This is a genomic window from Stenotrophomonas sp. CCNWLW57 (assembly GCF_037203925.1).
Taxonomy (GTDB): Bacteria; Pseudomonadota; Gammaproteobacteria; order Xanthomonadales; family Xanthomonadaceae; genus Stenotrophomonas; species Stenotrophomonas rhizophila_A.
Genome location: NZ_JBBCBJ010000009.1, coordinates 99,115 through 122,017, shown reverse-complemented (window position 1 = coordinate 122,017; position 22,903 = coordinate 99,115). Strand labels below are relative to the sequence as shown.

The window sequence follows — 22,903 nt, the reverse complement described above, 5'->3', positions numbered from 1 at the left end:
GAACCGGTGGGTACCGACCGTTGGTCGGTACGCCTTAACGCACGGCCTTGACGTTCAATTCGTTGATCATCTGCTGCGCACCCTTCTCGGCGGCGATCTGCAGCGCATTGGTGCGGGCCACGGTCTCGTTCGGACCGGTGCCGGAGAACTGCACCGGACCCACCGACGACACGGTCTTCGGGAAGCGGCCGCTCACGTCCAGCACCTTGCCGGTGACGGTGACGAACACACGGGTGTTGCCGCTGACCGGATCGCGGTCACGCATGCCCACGTCCAGCGTGCCGACCGCCAGGTACGGGATGTTGGCCGCCTTGATGCCATTGGCGGTATCGCGCAGGGTGGCGGCCGACAGGTCGTTGCCCGTGCTGAAGTCCTTGCGGATGCGCTCGATGCTCAGCAGGCCACGCGATTCGCCTTCCACGTATTCCGCTTCCACCACTTCATAGCCGGCTGCGCTGAACGCGCCGGTCATCGCGGTGTTGATCTCGTTGGCGTTGGCCACCTTCCAGGCGATGTTGTCGCTGCGCGCGGTGGTGCTGCCACCGGCGGTGATCGACACCGACGCGTTCTGGTTGATGCTGCCGTTGGTGCTCACCGAGTTGCCACGGAAGCTGTCGCCTTCGCGGGTCTTCTCGTCGTAGCTCTGGCTGGCGTCGACCCGGCGGTATTCCTTGTCCTGGAACGACTGCACGGTGTCCTGCGAGCGCGCCATGAACAGGAAGGTCAGCATCGACCGCTCGTTGCTGCGTGCACCGGCGGTGGCCGAGCCGGCATCCAGCTTGGTCTGCAGCAGGGTGGTATTGATCTCAGCGCGGACGCTGACGGTGTAGGTCTTGGCCTTCTTGTCTTCGGTGTCCGACAGCGGTACCGCCGACAGCACGTAGCGGTCGATTTCACCGATGAACTCGGCGCGGCGGTCTTCGAACAGGCGCAGCTTGGCCGCGCCGGATTCGGCGATGTACGCCTCCAGTGCATTGACCTTGGCCTTGTTCAGGGCCTGGGCGCGGGTATCGGCACTCAGGCGCAGGCCATAGCTGGCCGAACCGGTACCACGGGAGCTGGCGGTCTGCGCCGCCACCGGCGCGGCAACCATCAGTGCAATGAGAATCAGCAGTACGGCACGAATCAACGGCATGAGGTGATCAACTCCTGGAGGGCTTGGGTCTGTTGCTGCAGCGGCTTGCCGCCGGGCTTCTGTTCGTCCAGCCACGCTTTCGAATCCGCGCGCTTGGCGGCGGCGCCGGCGAAGGCGTCCAGGCCGGCCAGCGTGGTTTCGTAGCTGGCCGACCACTGGTCAACGTGCCACTGGGTCGACGGCACCACCTTGGTGGCGCCCTTGCGCAGCGGCTGGTCGAAGAACACCTTGCCCGAGAACGGCTCCACCACCGTGGCCTGGAAGAACGCGCCGAACAGCATCGTCTTCATCGCCGGGGTTTCATTGATCACGCCGTTCTTCAGCGCATCCAGGCGCAGCTTCACCACGTAATCCGGCTCGGGGATCTTCAGCTGGTACACCTTGCCGTCGGCAAAGCGCGCGGCCATCGCACCGCCGATCGCCTGGCCGGTGGCCGGCGGCAGCAGCCCGATGCCGGTGTTGGACGACAGCGTCTTGGACAGCTCATGGGCCAGCGTTGCGCGCAGCACCTGCTCATCCACCGCATCGGGCAGCTTGGCGCGCACCGCATCGGAAAGGGTTACCTCGCCCACCTGCAGGCGGCGCGTCGACGCGGCCGGCAGCTTTGCCTTGGCCAGCGTATCGGCCAGCACCTGCGGCAGGCCGGTGGCGGCCTTGCCGTACAGCAGGTCAGCCACGATCGCGTCGATGTCGTCCTCGTCCGGCAGGAACTCCATCACGTCGATGCGCTGCAGCGTGATCGGGTAGGACGCCACCACCTGGCGTTCGCGGAAATCGAAGAACAGCGCCTGCAGCGCCACTTCCACCAGCACCTTGTACTGGCCACCGATCGGTTCGATGGACACCAGCTCGCGGTCCAGCGCGGTGGCCAGCACCGTGGCACTGGTGGTGCCATCAAGCATCGCCAGCGGTTGGTCGATCAGTTCCAGGCTGGCCGGGCGCTGCGCCTGCAGCCGGGCCCACAGGGCCTGGTTGAGCGGGGCCAGGCCACGCGCCTTGAGCACGGCGGCCGCACGCGGGGTGCTGGCTTCAACGGCGTTCTGGTCGGCGGTGTAGGCAAAACCGGCCCAATAGGCCTGCTGCGATTTGTCGGCGGCCTGCGCGGCGCTGGCGAAGGTGGTGCCAACCAGTACGAACCCGCACAACAACAGCCACGCGCTACGCGCGCGCGTACGCTTCTTCCCTGAAACCATCGTCCCGCAATCCTTCTCGAACGGACCCGGCAAGGCGCCCGGTCACTTTTGTGAGGCGCCACCATAGTGCCTGTTCAGGTTTCGGGCAAGAAGAAAATTGTTTCAGTCCCGCTGCAGCTGCGCCGCCCGCGCCTGCAGCAGTGCGCGTTCGCGCGCGTTGGGAGTAAGCCGCGCCGCCCGCGCAAAGGCATCGGCCGCCTCTGCGTGCCGGCCCATCTGCGACAAAAGGTCACCCTGCACCGCCGCCATCGGCGCGTAGTCGCGCAACCGTGGATCGTCGGCCAGCTGCTCCACCAACGGCCATGCGGCGGCCGCCCCTTCCGCGCGCGAAACCGCCACCGCGCGGTTGAGTTCCACCACCGGTGACGGCTGCACTTCCGCCAACCGCGCATACAGCGCGGCCATGCGCGCCCAGTCGGTCGCATCGGCGTGGCGCGCGCGCGCGTGGCAGTCGGCGATGGCCGCCTGCAGCACGTAGCCATCATCGGCCCCACCCAGCGCCACGGCCTGCTGCAGCGCCGCCTGCCCGCGCGCCACCTGCAGGTGGTCCCAGCGGCTGCGGTCCTGGTCGGGCAGCAGGATCGGGTTGCCGTGCACATCCACGCGCGCGGCCGCGCGTGAGGCCTGCAGTTCCATCAGCGCCAGCAGGCCGTGCACCTGCGGCCAGGTCGGCAGGCGCTGCTGCAGCACCCGCCCCAGCCGCAGCGCCTCCTCGCACAGCGCCGGGCGCATCCAGTCATCGCCGCTGCTGGCCGCATAGCCTTCGTTGAAGATCAGGTACACCACCGCCAGCACCGAGCCCAGCCGTTCCGGCAATGCCGCCTGGCGCGGCACTTCGAACGGCACCTGCTTGTCGGCCAGCGTGCGCTTGGCCCGCACGATGCGCTGGGCAATGGTCGGCTCCGGCTGCAGGAACGCGCGCGCGATCTCATCGGTGGTCAGCCCGCCCAGCAGGCGCAGGGTCAGCGCCACCCGTGCATCGGCCGACAGCACGGGATGGCAAGCCACGAACATCAGCCGCAGCAGGTCATCGCCGATGTCGTCCTGCAGGGCGTCGCTGTCGTCGGGCAGCGGCAAGGGCTGTGGTTCGAGTTCAGTGCCCCATTGCGCATGCTGGCCGGCCACGCGCTGGTGCTGGCGCAGCACGTCGATGGCGCGATTGCGTGCAGTGGTCATCAGCCACGCTCCCGGATTATCCGGAACGCCCTGGCTGGGCCAGCGCTCCAGCGCGGCCAGCCAGGTGTCCTGGGCCAGTTCTTCGGCACGCCCGATATCGCCGCCCAGCATCCGCGCCAGGCGTGCGATCAGCGCCGGCGACTCCATGCGCCAGAGGGTATCCAGTCGTTGTGTCAGCGCAGCTTCCATGCGGCGAATGAGAGCATCCGTTACCGCGCCGCACAAGGTGCGGCGCGGCACATGGCATCAGCCGGGTTCGCCATCCATGTGCGCCACTTCCCACAGGTGGCCATCCAGGTCCTCGAAGCTGCGTTGGTACATGAAGCCGTAATCGCGCGGCGGCGTCGGTTCGCTACCACCGGCCTCCAGCACTTTTACCAGGGTTTCATCCACCGCCGGGCGGCTGGGCGAAGACAACGCAAGAATCACCTGAGCCTGCTTGCGCGCATCGGCGATGGGCCGGTTGATGAAGGTCGCGAAGAACGGCTCCAGCAGCAGCATCAGCATGATGGTGTCGCTGATGTTGAACGAGGCCGCCTTGTCATCGGTGTAGGTCAGGTTGGGCGTGAAACCCAGCGCGGTGAAGAACGCCTTGCTCCTGTCCAGGTCGCGGACGGGCAGGTTCACGAAGATCATCTGGGGCGTGTCGGTCATGATGGGTTTCCCGTGATCAGTAGGGTTTCATGCAGTTGACCATCCACGGCTTGCCGTAGCGGTCTTCCAGCATGCCCCAGCGCTTGGCCCAGAACGTTTCGCCGATCGGGAACGTCACCTTGCCGCCCTCGGAGAGCGCCTTGAACACGCGCTCGGCTTCCTCCTCGGTCTCCACCTCGATGTTGATCGTGGTGGTGCCTTGGCCAGAAGAAGGCGGGCCATCGGCCGCCATCAGGATCGCGCTGCCCACTTCCAGCTGGCTGTGCGCGATCAGGTTCGGATCGGACGGGCCAGGGTTGTCGCCACAGCCGTCCATGTTGTCGCTGGGCGGCATGTCGCTGTACTTCATTTCCGAGGTGACTTTGCCACCCAGCACCTGGGCATAGAACGCCATGGCTTCGTGGGTCTGGCCGCTGAAGCCAAGGAACGGAATCAGTTTCATGGGAATCTCCTGAAAAGCACGGGGGGTGGGTCAGTCGGCCTGGCCGATCTGCTCGCGCAGACGCTGTTCCTGCGCACGTAATTCCGGGGTGAAAACCTCGCCAAAATCTTCTTCGGTATAGAACGGGCGGATCTCCACCACGTCGCCGGGCAGGAACGGGGCGCGCTTGAGCCATTCGGTGGCTTCGTCCACCGAGCGCACCTGCCACAGCCAGAAACCGGCCACCAGCTCGCGGGTTTCGGCGAACGGGCCGTCGATCACCTGCGGTGCCGTGCCTGTGTAGGCGACCCGGCGGCCGTGGCTGCTGGGGCGCAGGCCATCGCCGGCCAGCATGATCCCGGCCTTGACCAGCTCCTCGTTGAAGGCGCCCATGTCCCGGAACTGCGCCTCGGTAGGCAGCACCCCGGCCTCGGTGGCCTCGGTCGCCTTCACGATCACCATGACTTTCATCGGCTTTCCTCGTTGTCGGCCCGGTTGGCGGGCCCTTCATGAGATACGACGCCCCAGTGGAACGGAAATCGACATGAATGCCAAAAAATATTCCGATGCCGGCAGCGGTTGACGGTCACGGCCCTGAACGGGCCGGCAGCGCTGCACTGCAGCAGGAGCGCAGCGCAGGCTGGGGCATCATGGGCATCCCCTGCCCAGCGGTGCGCCGGCCATGCAATTCCTGTTGCTGATCTATATCGACGAAGCCCTGATCCAGGACGTGCCCGCCGAGGAATACGACGCCATGATGCGCGGCTGCATCCAGCATGCTGACAAGCTGAAGGCCGAAGGCACGCTGGTCGCCTCGCAGCAGCTGGAGCCGGTCGCCCAGGCGCGCACCCTGCGCACGCGCCAGGCGCAGGCGCGCATCACCGACGGCCCATTCGCCGAAACCCGCGAACTGCTCGCCGGCTTCAACCTCATCAACGCCAGCGACCACGATGAAGCCCTGCGCATCGCCCAAGGGTTCCCGTGGTCGCGCTATGGCAGCATCGAAGTCCGCCCGGTAGCCGACTTCGAAGCAGAACGCCGCCGGGTCGGCGCCTGAGGTTGCCTGGAAATCACGGCAACACCGTAACCTTCAACTCGCGCTCTCCGATCGCCTCGTTCCCGGTGTAGTCCCGCGCGCTCCCACGAATGATGTAGTCCCCCGCCGGCAATGCCTCCGGCTGCCAGCGCCCGGTCTCCACCAGGCCATCGCGCACGGTATTGGTCACCAGGTAGCGGAACCGCGTCACCGCACTGCCGTGCACGGTAATCCCACTGTCCGGCGCATACGCCACCACCGTGGCACTGTCTTCGCGCGGCATCCGGTTGAACACGATGTTGAAGCGCGGCTGCTCGTACCCGGCCAGCGGCGTGCCAGCCGCGTCCAGGATCTGGTACCCCACCTGGTACGCCCCCAATCGACGCCGCGGCAGGTTGTTGTCCACCTGGTCCCACGCCTCCACCACGATCTGTACGCCCGGCCCAACGCGCGGAATCGGCACGCGGCCGTTCGCCCCGGCCTTGATCGGCTGGTCCAGGTCATCCAGCACCGCGACGTCCGTAATACGCGGCGCGAAGCTGTCGGCGTAGCCCACGAAGCCCAGCGCCACCGCATTGCGCTGGAAGCCACCGGCGCCGACGCTCAGGTGCACGTGCGCCATGCGGTTGATGCTGCCCAGCGGCTCACCGGCCTTGAAGCGCGTGCCCCGGCGAACGCGTACCCGCTCCAGCTTGCCGTCCAGGTCGCGCAGCTGCGGCCAGCGCGCGTCGAACGCGCGGTCACGCGCATCGCGGCCCACCTTCATGTGGATGTAGCGCAGCCGGTCCAGCGACAACCCTTCGGCCTGCCCGCCCACTGACCAGCTCGGGAGGGGACTGCTCACCTTCGCGTCGGCCATCGCCAGCACCGTCTGCCCGACATCGCCACGGATATCAAAGCCATCGTGCAGGTGGTGGCGGCTCTCACCACTGAAGTTGCCGCGCACCTCGCCCAGCGTGCCCACCACCTCATGCCAGCCAAGCTGCGGGGCCAGCGGCCAGCGCCCGCCGGTGTCCGGCAGCGCGGCATCGGCGGCCGGACCGATCAATGACGGCGCCGGCGTGGCGCCGGCCGCCAGTGCACGCAGGCGATGCACCCGGTATGACGCCGCATCGGACACGTACAGCCCGCCATCGGCATCCAGCGCCAGCCCGCTCGGCCGCGAGAAGCGTGGCTGCGCCGACGCCGCGGTGAGGTCCACCACATGGCCCAGTGCCGACAACTGCACTACCTTGCCGTCGAAATCGCTCACATACACCACGTCATCGTGGGTCACCGCCAGCGCCAGCGGCCCGTTGAGGAGGCTGCCGCGGGCCAGCAGCGTATCCAGCGTGCCGTCCGGCGCGAGCCGGCGGATCGCGGCGTTGAGCAGGTCGGCGATCAGCACGTTGCCATGCGAATCCAGCGCCAACGCCACGGGCGTATCCAGCCGCGCCCCCACCCCTGCCCCATCCACGTTGCCCGGCGCATCACCGCCGGCCAGCGTGCGCACCTGGCCATCGGGCTCGATCACGCGGATGCGGTCGTTCCAGGTATCGGCCACGACCACACGGCCACCGGCATCCACCGCCACGCCCATCGGCCCGTCAAAGCGCGCCTGTGCGGCCGGGCCATCGGCGTAACCGGCGGTGCCATCACCGGCAATCGTGCTCACCACACCATCGATGCCGATCCGGCGGATCACATGGTTGCCGGTATCGGCGACGAACACATTGCCGGCACCGTCCAGTGCAATGCCCGACGGTGTATTGAACTGCGCCTGCGGCGCCGGGCCATCGCGCCAGCCCTCGCCCTGCCCGGCCAGCGTGTCCACCCGCCCATCGGGAAATACCCGGCGGATGCGGTTGTTGTCGCCCGCATCGGCCACATACAGCACGCCGTGCGCATCCAGTGCGAGGCCATAGGGATCGGCAAACTGGGCCTGCGCCGCCGCGCCATCACGCAGGCCGCCCACGCCGTCACCGGCCAGCAGGCTGACCTGCGGGGTCCAGCCCAGCACCGTGGCCACCGGTCCCGGCGGCGGGGCCGGCGCGGCCGGTTCGCGCAGGAAGGTCCACGTCAGTGCCGCTGCCACCGCCACGCCTACCAGCGCCACCATTGCCCATCGTGCGCGCGTCATCGCTGTCCTTGCCTGCTACCCGTTCGGGACACGACCTTAGCCGCTCGCCGCGTGCCTGCAAACCCTGCGTGCGTCCGCAGCGACTTGTATGGATGCCGCGTTCCGGTTTCAATCGTGGCTCAGACCAAGGAAGGAAGCACCGCATGACCTGCCATACCGGCACTGCCCTCGTCCTGCTGCTCTCGCTGTGCGGGGTGCCGGCCGCAGGCGCGGCCGCCGCTGCCAGTGGCGCTACCCTCGATGCTTCCACTGAGGCATCGCCCGCCAACGCCGCGTTCCTGGCCGAAGTAGGCGCCGCCCTGCAGCAGTCCGACGCGGGTGACAGCCTGGGCGCGGCCATCACCCTGGATCGCCTGCTGGTCGATCCGCGCATGGCGCAGCTGGAGGTGGCCCAGCGCAGCGACGTATGGGCATCGGCGGCCATGGTGTCCGGTGCACAGAAGCAGGATGACATCGCCCTGCAGCGCCTGCAGCAGGCACTGGCGATCAATCCACACAACGCCTACGCGCGGCTGCGGCTGGCGTGGACGCAGATGGTCGATGGCACGCCGGAGAGCGCCGCCGACAACGTCATTCTCGCGCTGGCCGATGGCGAAGGGCAGCCGGACATGTCCGCCGAGATGGTGTGGCAGCTGGACACGGACCTGAAGCACCTGCCGGCCAAACGCCTGCCTGTGCTGCAGGGCCTGTTCGACCGCGAGTGGAAGATCGACGGCATCGAACCGGTTGAACTGTGGTCCATCCTGGCCATCCTCCAGGTCGAGGCCGGCCAGACCGACAAGGTCGCTGCCACGCTGGAGCGCATCGATGCACCGATCCCGCTGGTGCGTCTGCGCGCCGACAAGCGCTTTGACCGCTTCCTGCGCCGCGATGATCCCCGTTACGACCCGGTGGCCGCCGCACGTCGCCATATCGACCGGCTTCGCGTGGACACCATGCTGTCACCGGGCGTGAATGAAACCGCCGTTGAACTGACCTCGGCGCTCATGGTCGCCGGCGAGCTGCAGGAAGTGGTGGGCATGACCGCGCCCATCGCCGAGGCTGCTGCAGCCGCGCATTCGGCGCCGCCGGAGATGGCGCGCCACATTGCGTGGATGCTCGACACCCGCAGCCGCGCCTACCGGCGCCTGGGCAAGGCCGACGACGCGGTAGGCGCGCAGCTGCTGGCGATCCGCATGGCCGACCCCGCGGGCGATACGGTCAGTCAGCGCCTCAACCTGGCCAACCTGTATGCCGCCCTGCACCGTCCGTCGATGGCACGCGAAACGATGCAGGGCCTGGACAACATGAGCACGTATGGCCGCAGCACGAAGGCGGTGATCGAACTGCAGGCAGCCCTGCAGCTCGACGATGCCGCCGCAGCGTCGCGCGCACGCGAGCAACTGTTCGCCAGCCGCGTTGAAACCCCCGGCCACTACCGTGAGGCGCTGTTGCTGGAGAATCGGATGGACGAAGCCGCGGCCGGCCTGATCGTCCAGCTGCAGGACCCGATGGACCGCAGCGATGCCCTGCTTGAGGTGCAGGACACGCGCGATGCGCCACCGCTGCCGGAGGAAGTCCTGCTTACGGCGCGTTGGAAGCAGCTCAAGCAACGTGCCGATGTGCAGGCTGCGGTGCGTCGTGTTGGCCGCATCGAGTCCTACCCGCTGTTCACCTTCTGAGCGCAGGTCAGCGCGCCGGGGTTTCCGGTTTGAAGCCCATCGCCTCGCGGTAGCGCGCGTACAGCGCGCCCACTTTCTCCACGTAGGCCAGCGTTTCCGCATACGGCGGCACGCCCTTGTAGCGGGTCACCGCTCCGATGCCCGCGTTGTAGGCGGCCGCCGCCAGCGTGCGGTCGCCTTTGTAGCGCGCCAGCAGCGCCTTCAGGTACCGCGCGCCGCCATTGATCGACTGCTCGGCGGAAAGCGGATCAGACACGCCCAGTTCGGTAGCGGTATCCGGCATCAGCTGCATCACCCCCTGCGCGCCCTTGGGCGACACCGCGCCGGCATCGAAGCCGCTTTCGGCATGGGCGATCGCGCGCAGCCAGGCATCGTCCACGCCCGTGGCACGCGCCGCCGCCTTGAACTGTTTCGCATGGCGGTTGAGCTGCGGCGCGCCGACCTTGCCCAGCCCTTCGTGCGCGGGTTCGCCTGGTGGGGTGGCCACAGTGAATTTCAGGAATACCCGCGAACCGGGAAGGTTGCGGGTGGAGTACACCAACTGCCCGTCCTGTTCGCGCTCATACAAGGTGCCGCTGAACACCCCCATGTTGCCCCACAGGTTGGGCGCCTGCACCGCGTTGTCGTCGATCTGCTGCGCCTTGCACTTCGAACCCGGCTCCGGCGCCGTGGCCAGGCTGACGGTGTTGTTCTGTACGCAGCGATACACCGTGCGCGCGGACGCAGTGCCGGGCAACAGCAACGGCAACAGGGCCAGCACGGCAGGCAGCAGGGGCTTCATGGCTCCGGGGCCGCCGGGGGTCGGCCAGATCGAGGGGTGGCGCGATCATCCGGCGGGCAGTGCGAACCGCAGGTGAAGCCCTGTGCGGCTGGTGGAGAAAATGCCGCTGTTGGCCGACGGGGTGAAGCAAGCACCAGCCATGGCTGCCGGGGTGACGGCTTCACCTCCCCCATGCGACCTGATGCCGACACTGGGGAAATACCGACAGGAATCTACGTGAAGCCCTGTTCCAAACCGACGTTCCAGATGGTCATATAGGGCTCATTCCACGCCCGCCGGGCAGAGAGGTCCGCTTGAAGCGCGCCAGCACCATCGCCGCCATCGCGCTTGCCGCCCTTCTGGGGGCCATCCTGCCTGTGGCCGCGCTGGTCTACATCAGCTGGAGCCGCGCCCAGGTCGCCGAGACCGACCGCCTCGAGCGCACCGCCGAACGTACCCTTCAACGTGCCCACCGCGCCTACGAGGCCGGCCTGCTGGCGCTGCGCAAGCTCAACCAGGCGCAACTGCCCGGCTGCTCGCCCGAGCACCTCAAGCTGATGCGCAGCCTCACGCTGAGCACCACCTCCGCCGAACAGGTGGGGTATTTCGAGGAAGGCCGGCTGCGCTGCACCTCCTGGGGCATGGTCGAGGACCTGGTGCCCGAACCCACCCCAGACCACATCACCGCCGACGGCGCCTCCATCACCCTTGGCGTGCGGCCGGTGGCCGGCGATGGTGCCGCCTCGCTGCTCTCCCTGCAGCTGGGCCGCCACGACATCCTGATGGACCCCTCCCGGTTCGTGGATGTCATCGCCGAACCCAACGTGCGGCTGGCGGTGGCCACCCCCGATGGCCGCCTGATCGCCCAGCAGCCCATGGCCGACCCGGAACTGCTGCAGCGGCTGCTGCGCGAACCGCACAACGGGCATACCCCGCGCACGCTGTTTGCCAGCGCGCAGGACCAGGAATGGCTGGCCATCGCCATCGCCCCACGGGTCGGGCTGGTGGCCGCCTTCCAGCAGCAGCTCTGGCAGCTGGTGCCGCTGGGCGTGGTGGGCGCGGTGCTGGCCACCGTCGCCGGCATCTGGCTCTCGCGCCGCCGCCTGTCGCTGCGCAACGAACTGGCCAGCGCGGTGCGCCGCCGTGAGTTCCGCATGGACTACCAGCCCATCATCGAACTGGACACCGGCATCTGCGTGGGCGCCGAAGCGCTGGTGCGCTGGTCGCGCGCCGACGGCACCCAGGTGCGGCCGGATCTGTTCATTCCTGTCGCCGAAGAAACCGGCCTGATCGAAGCGCTCACCGACCACGTGATGGACCTGGTGATCAGCGACATGCGTGAGCTGCTCATCCATGATCGCAGCGCGCATATCGCCATCAACCTGTCTGCCGGCGATGTCAGCAGCGGGCGGGCATTGAAGGTGCTGTCCGGCAAGCTGGTCGGCAGCGGCATCCACCCGCAGCAGATCTGGCTGGAAGCCACCGAACGTGGCTTCCTCGATATCCAGGGCGCGCGCACGTCGCTTGCCGCCGCGCGGCGTGCCGGGCACTGCGTGGCCATCGACGACTTCGGCGTCGGCTACTCCAGCCTGCAGTACCTGCAGCAGCTGCCGCTGGATGCGTTGAAGATCGACAAGTCGTTCATTGATTCCATCGGCACCCACAGCGTGACCAGCCCGGTCACCTCGCACATCATCGACATGGCCAAGACGCTGGGCCTGTTCACCGTGGCCGAGGGCATCGAAACCTCCGCCCAGCTCGCCTACCTGCAGTCGCGCCAAGTGGAGTTCGGCCAGGGCTGGCTGTTCTCGCGGCCGCTGCCGGCCCCCGAGTTCGTGGCTTTCCATGAGCAGCGGCGCATGCAGTATGGGAAGGCGCCGGAGGACATGCAGAACCCCAACTCGATCACCGAGTAGCGGGTTCATCGGCCGGTTGGAATGCAGCCCTATAATGGGCACGCGGCATCCAGCCGCCCCCGTCATGAGGTGTGCCTGCATGCGCCAGTAATGCCGCCGTCGTTGGACGGCCAGTCTCCTTCCCGCCCTGTTCGCAGGGGGAGTCCTTGGCATTGTTGGAGGTCGCATGACCGCATTCACCCTCACGCTCGACCGCGTGACATTCACCCTGCCCGATGGCCGGGTGCTGTTCCCTGAACTTTCTGCCTCGTTCGATACCACCCCCACCGGCCTGGTCGGCCGCAACGGCGTGGGCAAGAGCGTGCTCGGCCGTCTGCTGGCCGGGCAGCTCCAGCCCAGCAGTGGGCACATCCAACGGCAAGGCCACGTGCACCTGCTTGCCCAGCACAGTGGCGTGCTGCCCGGCCGCATTGCCGACCTGGCGGGCGTCGCCCCGCAGTTGGATGCACTGGACCGGATCGAAGCCGGCAGCTTGGACCCGCACGACTTTGCTTTGGTGGGCGAACGCTGGACCGTGCGCGAGCAGTTGCAGGCGCAATGGCAGCGGCTTGGCCTGCCCGAACTGGATCCCGCGCAACCGGCCGCCACGCTCAGCGGCGGCCAGGCCATGCAGGTGGCGTTGGCCGGTGCCCTGCTCTCAGACGCGGATGCACTGGTGCTGGACGAGCCCAGCAACCACCTCGACAGCGCACATCGCACCCGGCTGATCGAGGCGCTGGCGCAGTGGCGTGGCGGCCTGATCGTCATCAGCCACGACCGCGCATTGCTGCGGGAGATGCACCGCATTGTCGAACTCACGCCCAGCGGGTTGCGCAGCTACGGCGGCAACTACGACCTGTATGCCGCGCAGAAGCAGGCCGAACAGGCCAGCGCCGAAGCCGAGCTTGCCCTGCACAAGCGCGAGCGCCGGCAGGAGCAGGCCGCACTACGCGAACAGCGCGAGCGGCAGGAACACCGCCAATCACGCGCCCAGCGCGATGCCCGCACCGCCAACCAGGCACCGATCCTGCTGGGCGGCATGAAGAACCGCGCCGAGAACAGCGCCGGCCGGCTGCAGGCGCAGCAGCTTGAACGGCGCGCAGCGGCCGACAGCCGGGTACGGGAGGCGGCAGCGGGTGTGGATGAGGCGGCCCGGATTGCGATGCTCGGGCCCAACCTGGCCGCGCCCGGTCCGCAACAGGTCGCCACGCTCACCAACGTGCACCTGCCATGGGTGGAGGCGCCTTGGCAGCACGTCACCCTGCATCTCCAGCGCGGCGACCGCATCGGCGTGCGTGGCCGCAACGGCAGTGGCAAGTCCACCCTGCTGCGGGTGCTGGCCGGTGAGGTGACGCCGCACGGTGGCGAGGTCAAGCGCGCGGCCAGCATCGCCCTGCTTGACCAGACGTTGTCCTCGCTCCCGGCGCAGGATTCCGCGCTGCAGCTGTTGCAGCGCGCGAACCCGAAGGCCAGCGAGGGCATCCTGCGCACCCAGCTGGCCCTGCTCGGCCTGGATGCCGAGCGCAGCCTACGCCCGTTGGCCAGCCTGAGCGGTGGCGAACGGGTCAAGGCCGCGCTGGCTGCGGTGCTCTATGCGGAAGTGCCTCCGCAACTGCTGCTGCTCGACGAGCCGGGCAACCACTTGGACCTGGCCTCGCTGGCCGCGCTGGAGCAGATGCTCAACCAGTACCGCGGCAGCGTGGTGATCGTCTCGCACGACCAGGCCCTGCTGGATGCCATGCAGCTGACCCATCATCTGGATGCCGGCGAGGAGGGGTGGCAGTTGAAGCTGCTGTAGTCGCGAACATCAGCACGCGCCCAAGTGACCCGCAGGCGGGAGTCGAAAGGGATGGCAGAGGCAGTCATGGTGGCGAAAGCTTGAAGTTGGATTGCAATGTTACTATATAACATCAATCGTTCCAGACCTTTCCGCCATGAAGACCACCAACACCCTGCTCGACGCCGGCGCCATCGCCCTTTCCAGCCTGTGCCTGCTGCACTGCCTGGCCCTGCCGCTGCTTGCCGCCGCCCTGCCGCTGCTGGGGGTGTGGGCCGAAGCGGAGTGGGTGCACATCGTGTTCGTGGCCATCGCCGCCCCGACCACCGGCTTCGCGCTATGGCGCGCCCACCGCAAGCAACCGCTGCCGGCCGCGGCGATCGTCAGTGCAACCGCCGGTCTGCTTTTGCTGCTGGCGGGCGCAGCCGGGTGGCCGAGCCACGAAGCGGAGACGCCGATGACGGTAACCGGCAGCCTGCTCCTCGCCAGCACCCACATCTGGAACGCCTGGCGCCGCCACCGTCATTGAACCCGCATGGCTCTACGCCGCATGCTTGGCGTTACAGGCGGAGCAACATTCCTGCGAGGAACAGCAGCAGCGGCAAGGCGCTGATGATCGCGCCCACAATGCCCACCCATGGCCAGCGCTCGCGGCGTACGCGCGAGCCGATGGTCAGCAGCAGGCCCAGTACCGACGACGCCAGTACGCCCACCGCTACTCCGGCACTTCCGACCAGTAGGCGCCCCATTTCAGGTGATGCCTGCGCCACTGCGTAGGCCGCCGTCAGGATCACCGGGGCTACCAGCCAACTGGCGGTGCCGAGCAGCGGCCAGCGCTGGCCAGCGGCGCGGGAATCGACACGGGTGTGCAGCGGCTGGGAAGTCGGTTGCGGCATGTACGTGCTCCGTAGGTCTCTCCAACCGTACACCCAACGCAACGCGTACACACCGCCTGCGCAGGTAAAAGTTCACGATGCCCGCAAACCTGTCCCTGGGGGGGATCCGCCATGCGCACATTACCGTTCATGCTTCTGCTGCCCGGCCTGCTGCTGCTCTCAGCCTGCGGCGACCGCGACAATGCCGCCGGGATGTTCTCTTCCGACCCGCTGCTGGGCTGCTTTGCCACCCACCCCCGCAAGCCGGCGGAGTTCCGCATCGAGCAGCAGCAGGGGCAATACTTCGTTTCCTTCAACCGCGACGAGCAATGGCAGCGTGACGCCACACCGCTGCAGCTCTCCTCGCGTGCCGATATCGCCCGCTTCTTCAAGGATGATGCCGACCAGATCGACAAGGCGCTAGTGCGTCCGACGGGCGGCTTCGGCATCTTTCACTTCAATCCCGGCGCCACCCTCAAGGGCAAGGACAAGGACAGCGACTACATGGCGCTGGTGCTGATCGGTGCCGGCCCGGTGTTCCAGGTGACCTGCCCTTGAGCGCCTCACCCAAGGCGCCGCCCTGCGGCGAACCGCGGATGTGCAGTTGCCGCCGGGGTTTCCTCGTCGGTGCGGATCCCCACCGCACCAAACCCCGGGGTGACTTCCGCACATAGCGGCGCATGTGCCGCCGTGCTCCCGCTCCCCTGTACGGCCGACCCGCCCAACGCCACGTACGACCCCGTTGCACGGCCACCCCCGGTAGTGGCGTACGGCGGCGCGCGTCCCTGCGCACGGGACGCGCCAGCCATCCGAGTCGCCCGCCCACCATCCAGCGCACGCCGCGCGGCACGGTCCGCCCGTACTTCAGCATGGCCCGCCCTCCCTGGCACAACGGCGGTGGATGGAACTGTAGGGCCACTCGCAGGCCTCCCGCACGAACCCGTGCTGCACGGGATAGCTGTGCACGTAGGCGATGTGGCGCTGCACGTCATCGGCGTCGACCAACCGTCGTTCACGGAAGTCGGAGTGCCATAGCGGCCGCACTGTGCGGTCACGGCGCACCATCGCACGCGGTGGATGACCCGGCAGCTGGCGGTCGAACACGGCCTGGATCTGCAGCCATCGCCGGTGGCCCTCTTCGTCCCCATCCGGCAGCGTCCACACGCCGTGCAGATGATCGGGCAGCACCACGATTGCATTGATCCGGAACGGCCGCGCCTGCTGCGCTATCCGGAATGCCAGTCGCAGTAACTGCGCGTGCTCCACCAGCAGGCGGCTGTAGCGATCACGAAGATGCGCGCTGAAGAAGTACGCGCTGCCGGGTTGCCAGGAGGGGTTTTCAGTAGCCATGCGCGCAGTGTGCAAATCTGCGCGAGCGCGATCGATCGGGGCAGGCCGCACGCAGGCGTCAGTGCGCCGCCCGGCCCGCGGTCAGGATGCGGCGCGTGGCGGTTCCAGTTCGCTTTCACATGCCTGTTGAGCTGCGTGCCTGATCTGCTCGCCCAGCATCAGGGCGTTCTCTTCGCCCAAGCGCTTCGCCGCCAGCGAAGCAGGCGGCAGCAGACGCCGCAGGGCATCGCTGACCGGCACCGACCAACTGCGCGGCGTGGAGGGGACATCCACTTCCGGCAGGTCACCCAAGGTCCACGGCAGCATCTGCAGCTTCTGCGATCGCGACGAAATGACCTGATCGGGCGCGTCGCGGAAACGGATGACCACGCGCATCATGGGGTAGTCGTCGGTCCATTCCATCTGCGTGTAGTACGTATCCAGCTGCGCTCGCAACGCGCTCCCCTTCATGAGGTCGAACATCCGATTGCGGATGTTTTCGGCGGTACACGCAGGTATGTTGCGGCTCGCGCCGGGCGCAGAGCGTTCCAGCATCCCGAGCGGGCGCACCCGACGCGCCATCACCTGCATTCCCCGTTCGCGCGGCCAGGGTGGCGCCGACAGCGCCCACACCAGCTCGCCCACCCGCTGCGCCGGCACCGTGGCCTGCGTGGTTTCCACTCCCTCGGCCGTTTCCACCTTCGAGGTACGGGTAAACGCACGTTGGCCACCGCTGCGCTGCAGCCGGTGTACTTCGTCCGCACGGCTCCAGCCGCTGTACTGGTACTGGATCTCCACCGAGCGCACGTTGTCTATCGCAGCCGGCGGCGGCCCGCTGCCCGGTACCGTGCACGCCACCAGCAGCACGGCAGGCGTGCACCCAAGGAAGCGCAGAACGACGCGGTTGAAGATTGGCATGCTGTCATTCTAGACCCGTCCGCAGGCGACGCGCCGCACAGTATTGAACCTGTCAATCGCTCCAGTTCCGGCTCTGCGACGCAGTACACGGCGACGGTCCGATCGACCGGGACACAGTGGCCTCACCTCGGCCCAACGCGCAGCCCCTCCCATGTTCTCCGTGCTTCTGTTCCTGCTTGCCAGCACCCGTTCCGAGCCGTTCCCGCCCGGCTACCACGACCGCCCCGGATTCTCCGACGACGGTACCCACGTCATCATCCGTACCGCCCTGTGGGACGACTTCAACGGCGGCAAGGCCCCAGTAGAGCAGGTCCTCATTCCCAACGAGGACGGCTCCTTCACCTACCAGTACGCGCGCCAGTCCCGCGCCACGCGGATGTACCACGCCACTTACTGCTGGTTCCAGCAGATGTACCCCGAAGACTCAACCTCCAGCGGCCCCGGCACCTACGGCGGCTGGAGCTGCGGCCGCAGCACGGAACATCCACCGGCGCCGCCTGCGTGAACCAGCCCGGTGGCCATCTCGGTTACGATGCCCACCCCTTCCTGCCCGTCGGCCGGCTGCGCTGCAGCACGGTCCGCCCTGATCCCGTGACGCACTACACCGGCCCCCTGCTCACCCGCCCCCTCGCCGAAGCCCTGGTCCGCGCCCGCGATGCCGGTGCGACCGAGTGGACCGGCTCGCTCGATCTGGCACGCTCCAGCGGCACGGCAACGCTGGGCGCGGAAAGCTGGCAGTGGAAGGGCGAGACCTATGCCTACCCGGGCAAGACCAAGGACCGCACCCTGTACTACTGGGATGGCGAGGAATTCCTGGCGGTATCCCGGTTCGGCTCGGCGCTGATCAAGCTGGTGCCCACCGAGTGGGACGCGCCCACCTTCGAGATCGACGGCATCAAGATGCTGCCCAGCGCGCAGGTTTCGCCCTACGAGGATGCGCGCCGCAAGGTGGCGCTGGTGGCCCCGGCAGGCAAGACCGTGCTCGATACCTGCGGCGGGCTGGGCTACTTCGCTGCCTGCTGCCTTGAAGCCGGGGTTACCCGCATCCAGTCGTTCGAGAAGAACCCCGATGTGCTGTGGCTGCGCACGCTCAACCCGTGGTCGCCCGACCCGGATGCGCCCAGCAGCGGTGGCCGGCTCTCGCTGACCCAGGGCGATGTATCGCAGGCGATTGAAGCGCTGGAAAGCAGCTCGGTGGACGCCATCCTGCATGACCCACCGCGCTTCGGCATCGCCGGCGAGCTGTACTCGCAGGTGTTCTATGATCAGCTAGCGCGGGTGATCCGCAAGGGCGGACGCATGTTCCACTACACCGGCGCGCCCAACAAGCTCACCAGTGGCCGCGACGTGCCGCGTGAAGTGGCCAGGCGGCTGGAGAAGGCCGGCTTCAAGGCGGAGCTGGCGCTGGATGGCGTGGTGGCGGTCAAGCGCTGATCGCGGTCGAAATACACGGGGAGGTGAACCACCTGCCCGGCCTCTACCCGGGCTTAACCTGACGCGCTGGCGGTTGCCCTAGGCTAAGGCGTGGCCTTCCGAACATCAGGAATCTGCATGACCCAAAGCATTGCGCCCGCCGCCAATGAAGCCGAACGCCAGCGCGCGCTCGATGCGCTGCACATCGTCGGCAGCCTGCCCGAACCGGCCTACGATGACATCGTGAAGGTTGCCGCCGCGGTCTGCGGCACCCCGATGGCGCTGGTGACCCTGATCGACCGCGACCGCCAATGGTTCAAGGCACGCACCGGCCTGGAGGGTGTGCAGACCGAGCGCAACATGGCCGTCTGCGACCATGCCATCCGCCAGCCGAAGGAACTGATGGAAGTAGGCGACCTTTCGTCCGATACACGCTTCGCACAGAACCCGTTGCTGAAGGACATCGGCGCCCGCTTCTACGCGGGCATGCCGCTGGTCACCGACGACGGCGCTGCGGTGGGCGCCGTGTGCGTGCTGGACCTCAACCCGCGCGAACTCAACCAGACCCAACGCGAAGCGTTGCAGGCCCTGGCCCGCCTGACCATGAACCTGATGGAAGGTCGCAGCCGCGAACGCGAGCAGCAGGTGGCAGCCATCCTGGACCATGGCGTGGCCGAAGAAACCGCCGTTGCCCCCGACGCTGCTGGCAGCTACACCGTGGTGATTCTGGAGCTGCAGGACCTGTCGGAGCTGGCTCAGCGCCTCGGCGAGCGCACCCTGGACCGCCAGCTGCAGCAGTTGGACCAGGCGCTGGAGCACTGCCTGCAGCCAGACCGTGGGGACAGCATCAACCGCGTGACCGGCAGCGGTGAGTTCATTGCTGTGCTCGGCAGCGACCACGTGGACGATACCGTTGAGAAACTGCAGCAGGTGGCTCGTGAAACGAGCCAGAGCCTTGGCACCCCGCTGCTGCTTGGCGCCGCGTCCACCAGCACTGGCGAACCTACTACCGCTGTTTTTCTTCGGGCCGACCAGGCATTGAGCGCCGCGAAAGACGCGCTACGCGCCTAAGGAAAGACCACCGCCGTAGAGCCAGGCCCTGCCTGGCTTTGCGGTGCCGGAACGGAAAGCTGACCCGCATGGCGTGTCACTACGCGGTTTCGTCCTCGCACGACGTGGTTTAGTCCCCGGGGCCGAATTTTAGTCCTCCAGTGACGTGTTTTACTCGCCGCGTGGGAGCTTCTTTGCCCACATGTTGTCGACCAGATTGGGGTACGCCCGCCCGTTCTCTTCAGCCCGCTGCCGCGCGGCCGCCTTCTGCGACGGCGACAGCGGCTGCCCCTTCTTCGCCTTGGGATTGGGCTTATCCCAAGGCGGTGTAACGGTCTTCTGCATTCAATCACCCCTTTGCCCGGCCTACCTCACCGCGCCAGGAACGCAACCAACGCCGCATTGAACTGCTCGGCATGGCTGGCATTACACCCATGTGGCGCATCCTTCAGCAGCACCACCTCGCTGCCGCGAATCGCCTCATGCGTACGGCGGCCCGAGCCTTCATACGGCACGGTGCCGTCGCTGTCACCATGCAGCACCAGCGTGGGCACCGTAACCTTCTTCAGGTCCTGGCGGAAATCGGTGGTGCCAAACGCCTTCATGCAACCGAGCGCTGCCGTCTGATCAGACTGCTTGCACAGCTCGATCGCTTCCTGACGCTGCTTTTCAGTGACCTTCAACTCGCCCTTGGCGCTGAAGAAATCCTTGGTGAACCCGTCGAAGAACTCGTCACGGTGGTTCTCCAGCCCCATCCGCATCTGCTCGGCTTTTTCCTCGGTCAGCGGGCCGTCCGGGTTGTCGGCGGTCTTGAGCATGTACGGCGGCACCGCCGCAGCGAATACCACGCTGCGAAGGCGCTGTTCGCCATGACGGGCGATGTAGCGCGCCACTTCGCCGCCGCCCATCGAGAAGCCCACCAGCGTCGCGTCCTGCAGGTCCAGCTGTTCCAGCACCCCGGCAAGGTCGTCGGCCAGCGTGTCGTACACATAGCCATCGGCCGGCTTTTCCGAACGGCCGAAGCCACGGCGGTCATAGGCCACCACGCGGTAGCCCGCGGCCTTGAGTACAGGCACCTGGGCACGCCATGATTCGGCCGACAGCGGCCAGCCGTGAATCAGCACAACCGGGCGACCGGTGCCGCCGGTGTCTTCAACGTGTAGACGTACGCGTGTTGCAGTCATGGATAGCTCCAGATTCGCCAATGGATGGCCCATGCTAATCGGCTGATGCGGACATGACGTGAGCATATCTTTGCTTTGAACTTACACATTGTGCACAAAGTGCACGCGTTTTATGACCTTGCCTTGACCGTTGGCTCCGCTACTCCGGAAGAAGCCGCAACAATGCTTCATTGAACTCATCTGCATTGCTGATGTTCAGGCCATGCGGCGCACCTGTGATAAGGGCAACCAAGCCGCTATTCATGGCCCACCGCGTTCCAAGCGCTGCGTTCTGAACTGGCGCGAATTCATCTGCCGTGCCGTGCAGGATCGTTGCAGATGCTCCGACTACGGCAAGTTCGGACCGGTGGTCGGTCGTACAGACCGATTCCAGGCATCTCATGGCGGCAGTTTGGTCGGACGTCTCGCACATTCGGACGAGCTCTTCAAGCTGGTCCAAGGTGATCTTCAATTCGCCGTGGACGCTGTGATGGTCCTCCATCAATGAAGTAAAGAACGCGCTGCGATCGTCGCCGAGCGCCTGCAACATGCGCACGTATTCCGAAGATTGCAGCCACCCGTTCGGGTTCGTATCGGATCTGAGCATGAATGGCGTCACGGTCGAAACCAGCATCAGGCGTCTGATGCCTTCCCCGCCTAATAGCACCTCGGCCCGCGCTGCTTCGGCCGCTCCCATGCCGAAGCCAACGAGGCTGACGTTGGTGAGCTGCATGTCCACGATCAACGCGGCCAGGTCAGCGGCTGTTTCATCGTAGCTGTAGCCCTCGCTCGGCTTCTCCGATCGCCCGAAACCTCGCCGGTCATAGGAAATGACGCGGTAGCCGGCGCTGCGCAGTGAGGGCACCTGCAGCTTCCACTGGTCCAGGGTAAGTGGCCAATCGTGCACGAGCACCACCGGGCGACCATCGCCGCCGGTGTCTTCAACATGCAGGTTCACGCGCTTGTGTTTGGCAAGAACATCATTCATGACAGGCTCCAGAATGGAGGACGGCTGACTACGCATGACCGCTGGCCACGCGTGAAGTTGCCTTCCTTACAACCTGTTCCCCGTCCAGCGCGAGCGCACCGGCCGCCTCACGGTGTGAGGCCTGCAGCAAGCGTACGACGGGGTTTCTAAGGATCTCGTGAAGTACTCGGTCGCCAATGGCGAAGTGCGGGTGGGCGTGGCCCGATCCCGCACTACGGCCAGGTGCAGCTGCTAAGCCCGAACCGGTACGTTTCACCGGATATCGATAGGCTGCAGGTGGAGTTCTATCTGAATGCGCGCGGGCACGTGAACGCGCTGAGCGTGGTGCATGGCGAAGGGCGGGCGCGGCATGTGAGGAAGCGAACGTAACCGGCAGGGCATCACCCCATTCGCCGCACGGCGGCCTCACGCTCCTGCGATTGGGTCTGTTCGGCATGCGCCGCCAGCTGCTGGGTCTGCTGGTTGGCGTTGGCCAACTGCTCGCCACGCTCCAGCGAAGCTTCAACCGGGGTCTGGGCGGCCTGCGCGGTGGGCATGGAAGCGCGCAGATGCGCTGGGTCGTTGCGCTCGCCCTGCACGACGAAGATGTTTTCAGCTGCCGTCGCGTTTGGGGTGCGCTCACTGAGCATCACGTGGTCCACGCGCGATAGCCCATTTTCCTTGGCGAGCACATACAGGCTTGCGCTGACCCGCTCACTGGTGGGGTCGAAGGTTCGGCCATTGGCGGCGTCCAGTTCTGCCACCTTCTCCCGGATCTGCGACAGCATGGGGTCGCCCCTGATGCCTTCGTAGGAATCATTCTCGGAGATCAGGCGCTGCAGCAGCGACCGCTTTGGAAGGTCATTGTGGATTTCGGTGTTGAGCTTGCTGCCCGGAACGGGATCCGGAATGCTCTCGATTTCACGCTTGTTGTTGAGTGGTTTGACCGCCCCCTCGAAACCTTGATCCTGCCCCGATCTTGTTTGACGGTGCAGGCCCGCGTGATTGAGTGCACCCCAGGTAAAGTCGATGCAGCTGTTGGACAGGCCGCCGTACTCCATGCTGAACCCATGTTTGGCAGGATCTTTACCGTACTCAACGATACGATCGAACTGTTGCTTGGTGATCTCCATTGTCCGCGCGTAGTAGGGATTCTGGTAATTCTGGCTATCGCGGTAGGTGATCGCACCCGGGCCGCTGGTAGCGCCATGCTCGATCGGTGCGAAACCATAACTGCGTGACCAATCGCCGTGCTCAACCGACAGATACATGTGTCCTGCGGCTGATGTCCCTCCCCCGTCCAACGGCGTCCCGGGCGCGGCAACGTAAACGGTAACGGTATAGGGTGCGTCCTTGCTCAT

The 22,903-nt window shown here is 66.7% G+C and carries 24 protein-coding genes; 9 read left to right on the top strand and 15 right to left on the bottom strand.

Translation table 11 applies throughout. From position 1 onward, the window contains the following. Positions 1-34: 34 nt before the first annotated feature. The 6 genes from V9K91_RS18640 to V9K91_RS18615 all read right to left on the bottom strand — a co-directional run bounded on the left by V9K91_RS18640 (position 35) and on the right by V9K91_RS18615 (position 5,050). On the bottom strand, positions 35-1,135 hold the full coding sequence (locus V9K91_RS18640; RefSeq protein WP_068848933.1) for a hypothetical protein: 1,101 nt from the start codon (positions 1,133-1,135) through the stop codon (positions 35-37). Beyond that, positions 1,126-2,328, bottom strand: a complete 1,203-nt coding sequence (locus V9K91_RS18635; RefSeq protein ID WP_306989918.1) for a hypothetical protein — start codon at positions 2,326-2,328, stop codon at positions 1,126-1,128. Before V9K91_RS18635 ends, V9K91_RS18640 begins: the two co-directional genes overlap by 10 nt. Positions 2,329-2,430: 102 nt before the next feature. After that, positions 2,431-3,693, bottom strand: coding sequence for a sigma-70 family RNA polymerase sigma factor (locus tag V9K91_RS18630; RefSeq protein WP_249833690.1), 1,263 nt, complete (start codon positions 3,691-3,693; stop codon positions 2,431-2,433). 57 nt (positions 3,694-3,750) lie between these two features. Continuing rightward, the gene (locus V9K91_RS18625) at positions 3,751-4,158 is read right to left on the bottom strand and encodes a VOC family protein (protein WP_249833689.1); all 408 of its coding nucleotides are present in this window, start codon (positions 4,156-4,158) and stop codon (positions 3,751-3,753) included. A 16-nt stretch (positions 4,159-4,174) separates the two neighbouring features. Then, positions 4,175-4,600 carry a VOC family protein gene (locus V9K91_RS18620; protein WP_068848927.1) on the bottom strand — a complete coding sequence of 142 codons (426 nt, stop codon included), beginning with the start codon at positions 4,598-4,600 and terminating at the stop codon, positions 4,175-4,177. 30 nt (positions 4,601-4,630) lie between these two features. Continuing rightward, on the bottom strand, positions 4,631-5,050 hold the full coding sequence (locus V9K91_RS18615; RefSeq protein WP_095364561.1) for a YciI family protein: 420 nt from the start codon (positions 5,048-5,050) through the stop codon (positions 4,631-4,633). A gap of 211 nt (positions 5,051-5,261) precedes the next feature. On the opposite strand from V9K91_RS18615, the gene V9K91_RS18610 reads away from it, so the two are divergent. Further along, positions 5,262-5,636 carry a YciI family protein gene (locus tag V9K91_RS18610; RefSeq protein WP_068848924.1) on the top strand — a complete coding sequence of 125 codons (375 nt, stop codon included), beginning with the start codon at positions 5,262-5,264 and terminating at the stop codon, positions 5,634-5,636. 13 nt (positions 5,637-5,649) lie between these two features. Here V9K91_RS18610 and V9K91_RS18605 read toward each other — a convergent pair whose 3' ends face one another. Beyond that, positions 5,650-7,734, bottom strand: a complete 2,085-nt coding sequence (locus tag V9K91_RS18605) for an NHL repeat-containing protein (RefSeq protein ID WP_249833688.1) — start codon at positions 7,732-7,734, stop codon at positions 5,650-5,652. Between the two features lie 143 nt (positions 7,735-7,877). On the opposite strand from V9K91_RS18605, the gene V9K91_RS18600 reads away from it, so the two are divergent. Further along, the gene (locus V9K91_RS18600; RefSeq protein WP_249833687.1) at positions 7,878-9,395 is read left to right on the top strand and encodes a hypothetical protein; all 1,518 of its coding nucleotides are present in this window, start codon (positions 7,878-7,880) and stop codon (positions 9,393-9,395) included. A 7-nt stretch (positions 9,396-9,402) separates the two neighbouring features. Here the strand turns inward: V9K91_RS18600 and V9K91_RS18595 are convergent, their stop codons facing one another. Next, on the bottom strand, positions 9,403-10,176 hold the full coding sequence (locus V9K91_RS18595) for a lytic transglycosylase domain-containing protein (RefSeq protein WP_068848916.1): 774 nt from the start codon (positions 10,174-10,176) through the stop codon (positions 9,403-9,405). A 293-nt stretch (positions 10,177-10,469) separates the two neighbouring features. Here V9K91_RS18595 and V9K91_RS18590 point away from each other — a divergent pair, with 293 nt between their 5' ends. The 3 genes from V9K91_RS18590 to V9K91_RS18580 all read left to right on the top strand — a co-directional run bounded on the left by V9K91_RS18590 (position 10,470) and on the right by V9K91_RS18580 (position 14,356). Next, positions 10,470-12,071 carry an EAL domain-containing protein gene (locus V9K91_RS18590; protein ID WP_068848914.1) on the top strand — a complete coding sequence of 534 codons (1,602 nt, stop codon included), beginning with the start codon at positions 10,470-10,472 and terminating at the stop codon, positions 12,069-12,071. Positions 12,072-12,237: 166 nt separating this feature from the next. Further along, on the top strand, positions 12,238-13,848 hold the full coding sequence (locus tag V9K91_RS18585) for an ABC-F family ATP-binding cassette domain-containing protein (RefSeq protein WP_249833686.1): 1,611 nt from the start codon (positions 12,238-12,240) through the stop codon (positions 13,846-13,848). Between the two features lie 136 nt (positions 13,849-13,984). Further along, positions 13,985-14,356 carry a MerC family mercury resistance protein gene (locus tag V9K91_RS18580; protein WP_336443530.1) on the top strand — a complete coding sequence of 124 codons (372 nt, stop codon included), beginning with the start codon at positions 13,985-13,987 and terminating at the stop codon, positions 14,354-14,356. A gap of 31 nt (positions 14,357-14,387) precedes the next feature. On the opposite strand, the gene V9K91_RS18575 is transcribed toward V9K91_RS18580, so the two are convergent. Then, the gene (locus V9K91_RS18575) at positions 14,388-14,723 is read right to left on the bottom strand and encodes a hypothetical protein (protein ID WP_249833684.1); all 336 of its coding nucleotides are present in this window, start codon (positions 14,721-14,723) and stop codon (positions 14,388-14,390) included. A 111-nt stretch (positions 14,724-14,834) separates the two neighbouring features. Here V9K91_RS18575 and V9K91_RS18570 point away from each other — a divergent pair, with 111 nt between their 5' ends. After that, entirely contained in the window at positions 14,835-15,260 is a 426-nt protein-coding gene (locus tag V9K91_RS18570; RefSeq protein WP_249833683.1) for a hypothetical protein, read from the top strand. Positions 15,261-15,566: 306 nt separating this feature from the next. Here the strand turns inward: V9K91_RS18570 and V9K91_RS18565 are convergent, their stop codons facing one another. Next, positions 15,567-16,052, bottom strand: coding sequence for a transposase (locus tag V9K91_RS18565; RefSeq protein ID WP_095364568.1), 486 nt, complete (start codon positions 16,050-16,052; stop codon positions 15,567-15,569). A gap of 81 nt (positions 16,053-16,133) precedes the next feature. Further along, a complete protein-coding gene (locus V9K91_RS18560; protein ID WP_249833682.1) occupies positions 16,134-16,949 on the bottom strand; it encodes a hypothetical protein in 816 nt (271 codons plus the stop codon). Between the two features lie 151 nt (positions 16,950-17,100). Here V9K91_RS18560 and V9K91_RS18555 point away from each other — a divergent pair, with 151 nt between their 5' ends. The 3 genes from V9K91_RS18555 (at position 17,101) to V9K91_RS18545 (ending at position 19,433) form a co-directional block, all read left to right on the top strand. Beyond that, the gene (locus V9K91_RS18555) at positions 17,101-17,454 is read left to right on the top strand and encodes a hypothetical protein (protein ID WP_095364570.1); all 354 of its coding nucleotides are present in this window, start codon (positions 17,101-17,103) and stop codon (positions 17,452-17,454) included. An 86-nt stretch (positions 17,455-17,540) separates the two neighbouring features. Then, positions 17,541-18,383, top strand: coding sequence for an MnmC family methyltransferase (locus tag V9K91_RS18550; RefSeq protein ID WP_336443529.1), 843 nt, complete (start codon positions 17,541-17,543; stop codon positions 18,381-18,383). Between the two features lie 117 nt (positions 18,384-18,500). Further along, a complete protein-coding gene (locus V9K91_RS18545) occupies positions 18,501-19,433 on the top strand; it encodes a GAF domain-containing protein (RefSeq protein ID WP_336443528.1) in 933 nt (310 codons plus the stop codon). A gap of 150 nt (positions 19,434-19,583) precedes the next feature. Here the strand turns inward: V9K91_RS18545 and V9K91_RS18540 are convergent, their stop codons facing one another. The 4 genes from V9K91_RS18540 to V9K91_RS18525 all read right to left on the bottom strand — a co-directional run bounded on the left by V9K91_RS18540 (position 19,584) and on the right by V9K91_RS18525 (position 22,903). Further along, positions 19,584-19,757, bottom strand: a complete 174-nt coding sequence (locus V9K91_RS18540) for a hypothetical protein (protein ID WP_336443527.1) — start codon at positions 19,755-19,757, stop codon at positions 19,584-19,586. 26 nt (positions 19,758-19,783) lie between these two features. Then, entirely contained in the window at positions 19,784-20,596 is an 813-nt protein-coding gene (locus V9K91_RS18535) for an alpha/beta hydrolase (protein ID WP_336443526.1), read from the bottom strand. Between the two features lie 139 nt (positions 20,597-20,735). Continuing rightward, positions 20,736-21,563 (bottom strand): alpha/beta hydrolase, encoded by an 828-nt coding sequence (locus V9K91_RS18530; protein ID WP_336443525.1) that lies wholly within the window; start codon positions 21,561-21,563, stop codon positions 20,736-20,738. Between the two features lie 380 nt (positions 21,564-21,943). Beyond that, complete coding sequence (locus tag V9K91_RS18525; RefSeq protein WP_336443524.1) at positions 21,944-22,903, bottom strand: XVIPCD domain-containing protein; 960 nt, start codon at positions 22,901-22,903, stop codon at positions 21,944-21,946.

Coding starts and splice junctions, on each gene's coding strand:
- V9K91_RS18600 (WP_249833687.1), top strand. CDS start 7,878: ATGACCTGCCATACCGGCACTGCCCTCGTCCTGCTGCTCTCGCTGTGC.
- V9K91_RS18570 (WP_249833683.1), top strand. CDS start 14,835: ATGCGCACATTACCGTTCATGCTTCTGCTGCCCGGCCTGCTGCTGCTC.
- V9K91_RS18545 (WP_336443528.1), top strand. CDS start 18,501: ATGACCCAAAGCATTGCGCCCGCCGCCAATGAAGCCGAACGCCAGCGC.
- V9K91_RS18615 (WP_095364561.1), bottom strand. CDS start 5,050: ATGAAAGTCATGGTGATCGTGAAGGCGACCGAGGCCACCGAGGCCGGG.
- V9K91_RS18585 (WP_249833686.1), top strand. CDS start 12,238: ATGACCGCATTCACCCTCACGCTCGACCGCGTGACATTCACCCTGCCC.
- V9K91_RS18555 (WP_095364570.1), top strand. CDS start 17,101: ATGTTCTCCGTGCTTCTGTTCCTGCTTGCCAGCACCCGTTCCGAGCCG.
- V9K91_RS18525 (WP_336443524.1), bottom strand. CDS start 22,903: ATGAGCAAGGACGCACCCTATACCGTTACCGTTTACGTTGCCGCGCCC.
- V9K91_RS18595 (WP_068848916.1), bottom strand. CDS start 10,176: ATGAAGCCCCTGCTGCCTGCCGTGCTGGCCCTGTTGCCGTTGCTGTTG.
- V9K91_RS18560 (WP_249833682.1), bottom strand. CDS start 16,949: ATGCCAATCTTCAACCGCGTCGTTCTGCGCTTCCTTGGGTGCACGCCT.
- V9K91_RS18625 (WP_249833689.1), bottom strand. CDS start 4,158: ATGACCGACACGCCCCAGATGATCTTCGTGAACCTGCCCGTCCGCGAC.
- V9K91_RS18565 (WP_095364568.1), bottom strand. CDS start 16,052: ATGGCTACTGAAAACCCCTCCTGGCAACCCGGCAGCGCGTACTTCTTC.
- V9K91_RS18640 (WP_068848933.1), bottom strand. CDS start 1,135: ATGCCGTTGATTCGTGCCGTACTGCTGATTCTCATTGCACTGATGGTT.
- V9K91_RS18635 (WP_306989918.1), bottom strand. CDS start 2,328: ATGGTTTCAGGGAAGAAGCGTACGCGCGCGCGTAGCGCGTGGCTGTTG.
- V9K91_RS18540 (WP_336443527.1), bottom strand. CDS start 19,757: ATGCAGAAGACCGTTACACCGCCTTGGGATAAGCCCAATCCCAAGGCG.
- V9K91_RS18610 (WP_068848924.1), top strand. CDS start 5,262: ATGCAATTCCTGTTGCTGATCTATATCGACGAAGCCCTGATCCAGGAC.
- V9K91_RS18605 (WP_249833688.1), bottom strand. CDS start 7,734: ATGACGCGCGCACGATGGGCAATGGTGGCGCTGGTAGGCGTGGCGGTG.
- V9K91_RS18580 (WP_336443530.1), top strand. CDS start 13,985: ATGAAGACCACCAACACCCTGCTCGACGCCGGCGCCATCGCCCTTTCC.
- V9K91_RS18530 (WP_336443525.1), bottom strand. CDS start 21,563: ATGAATGATGTTCTTGCCAAACACAAGCGCGTGAACCTGCATGTTGAA.
- V9K91_RS18630 (WP_249833690.1), bottom strand. CDS start 3,693: ATGGAAGCTGCGCTGACACAACGACTGGATACCCTCTGGCGCATGGAG.
- V9K91_RS18575 (WP_249833684.1), bottom strand. CDS start 14,723: ATGCCGCAACCGACTTCCCAGCCGCTGCACACCCGTGTCGATTCCCGC.
- V9K91_RS18620 (WP_068848927.1), bottom strand. CDS start 4,600: ATGAAACTGATTCCGTTCCTTGGCTTCAGCGGCCAGACCCACGAAGCC.
- V9K91_RS18535 (WP_336443526.1), bottom strand. CDS start 20,596: ATGACTGCAACACGCGTACGTCTACACGTTGAAGACACCGGCGGCACC.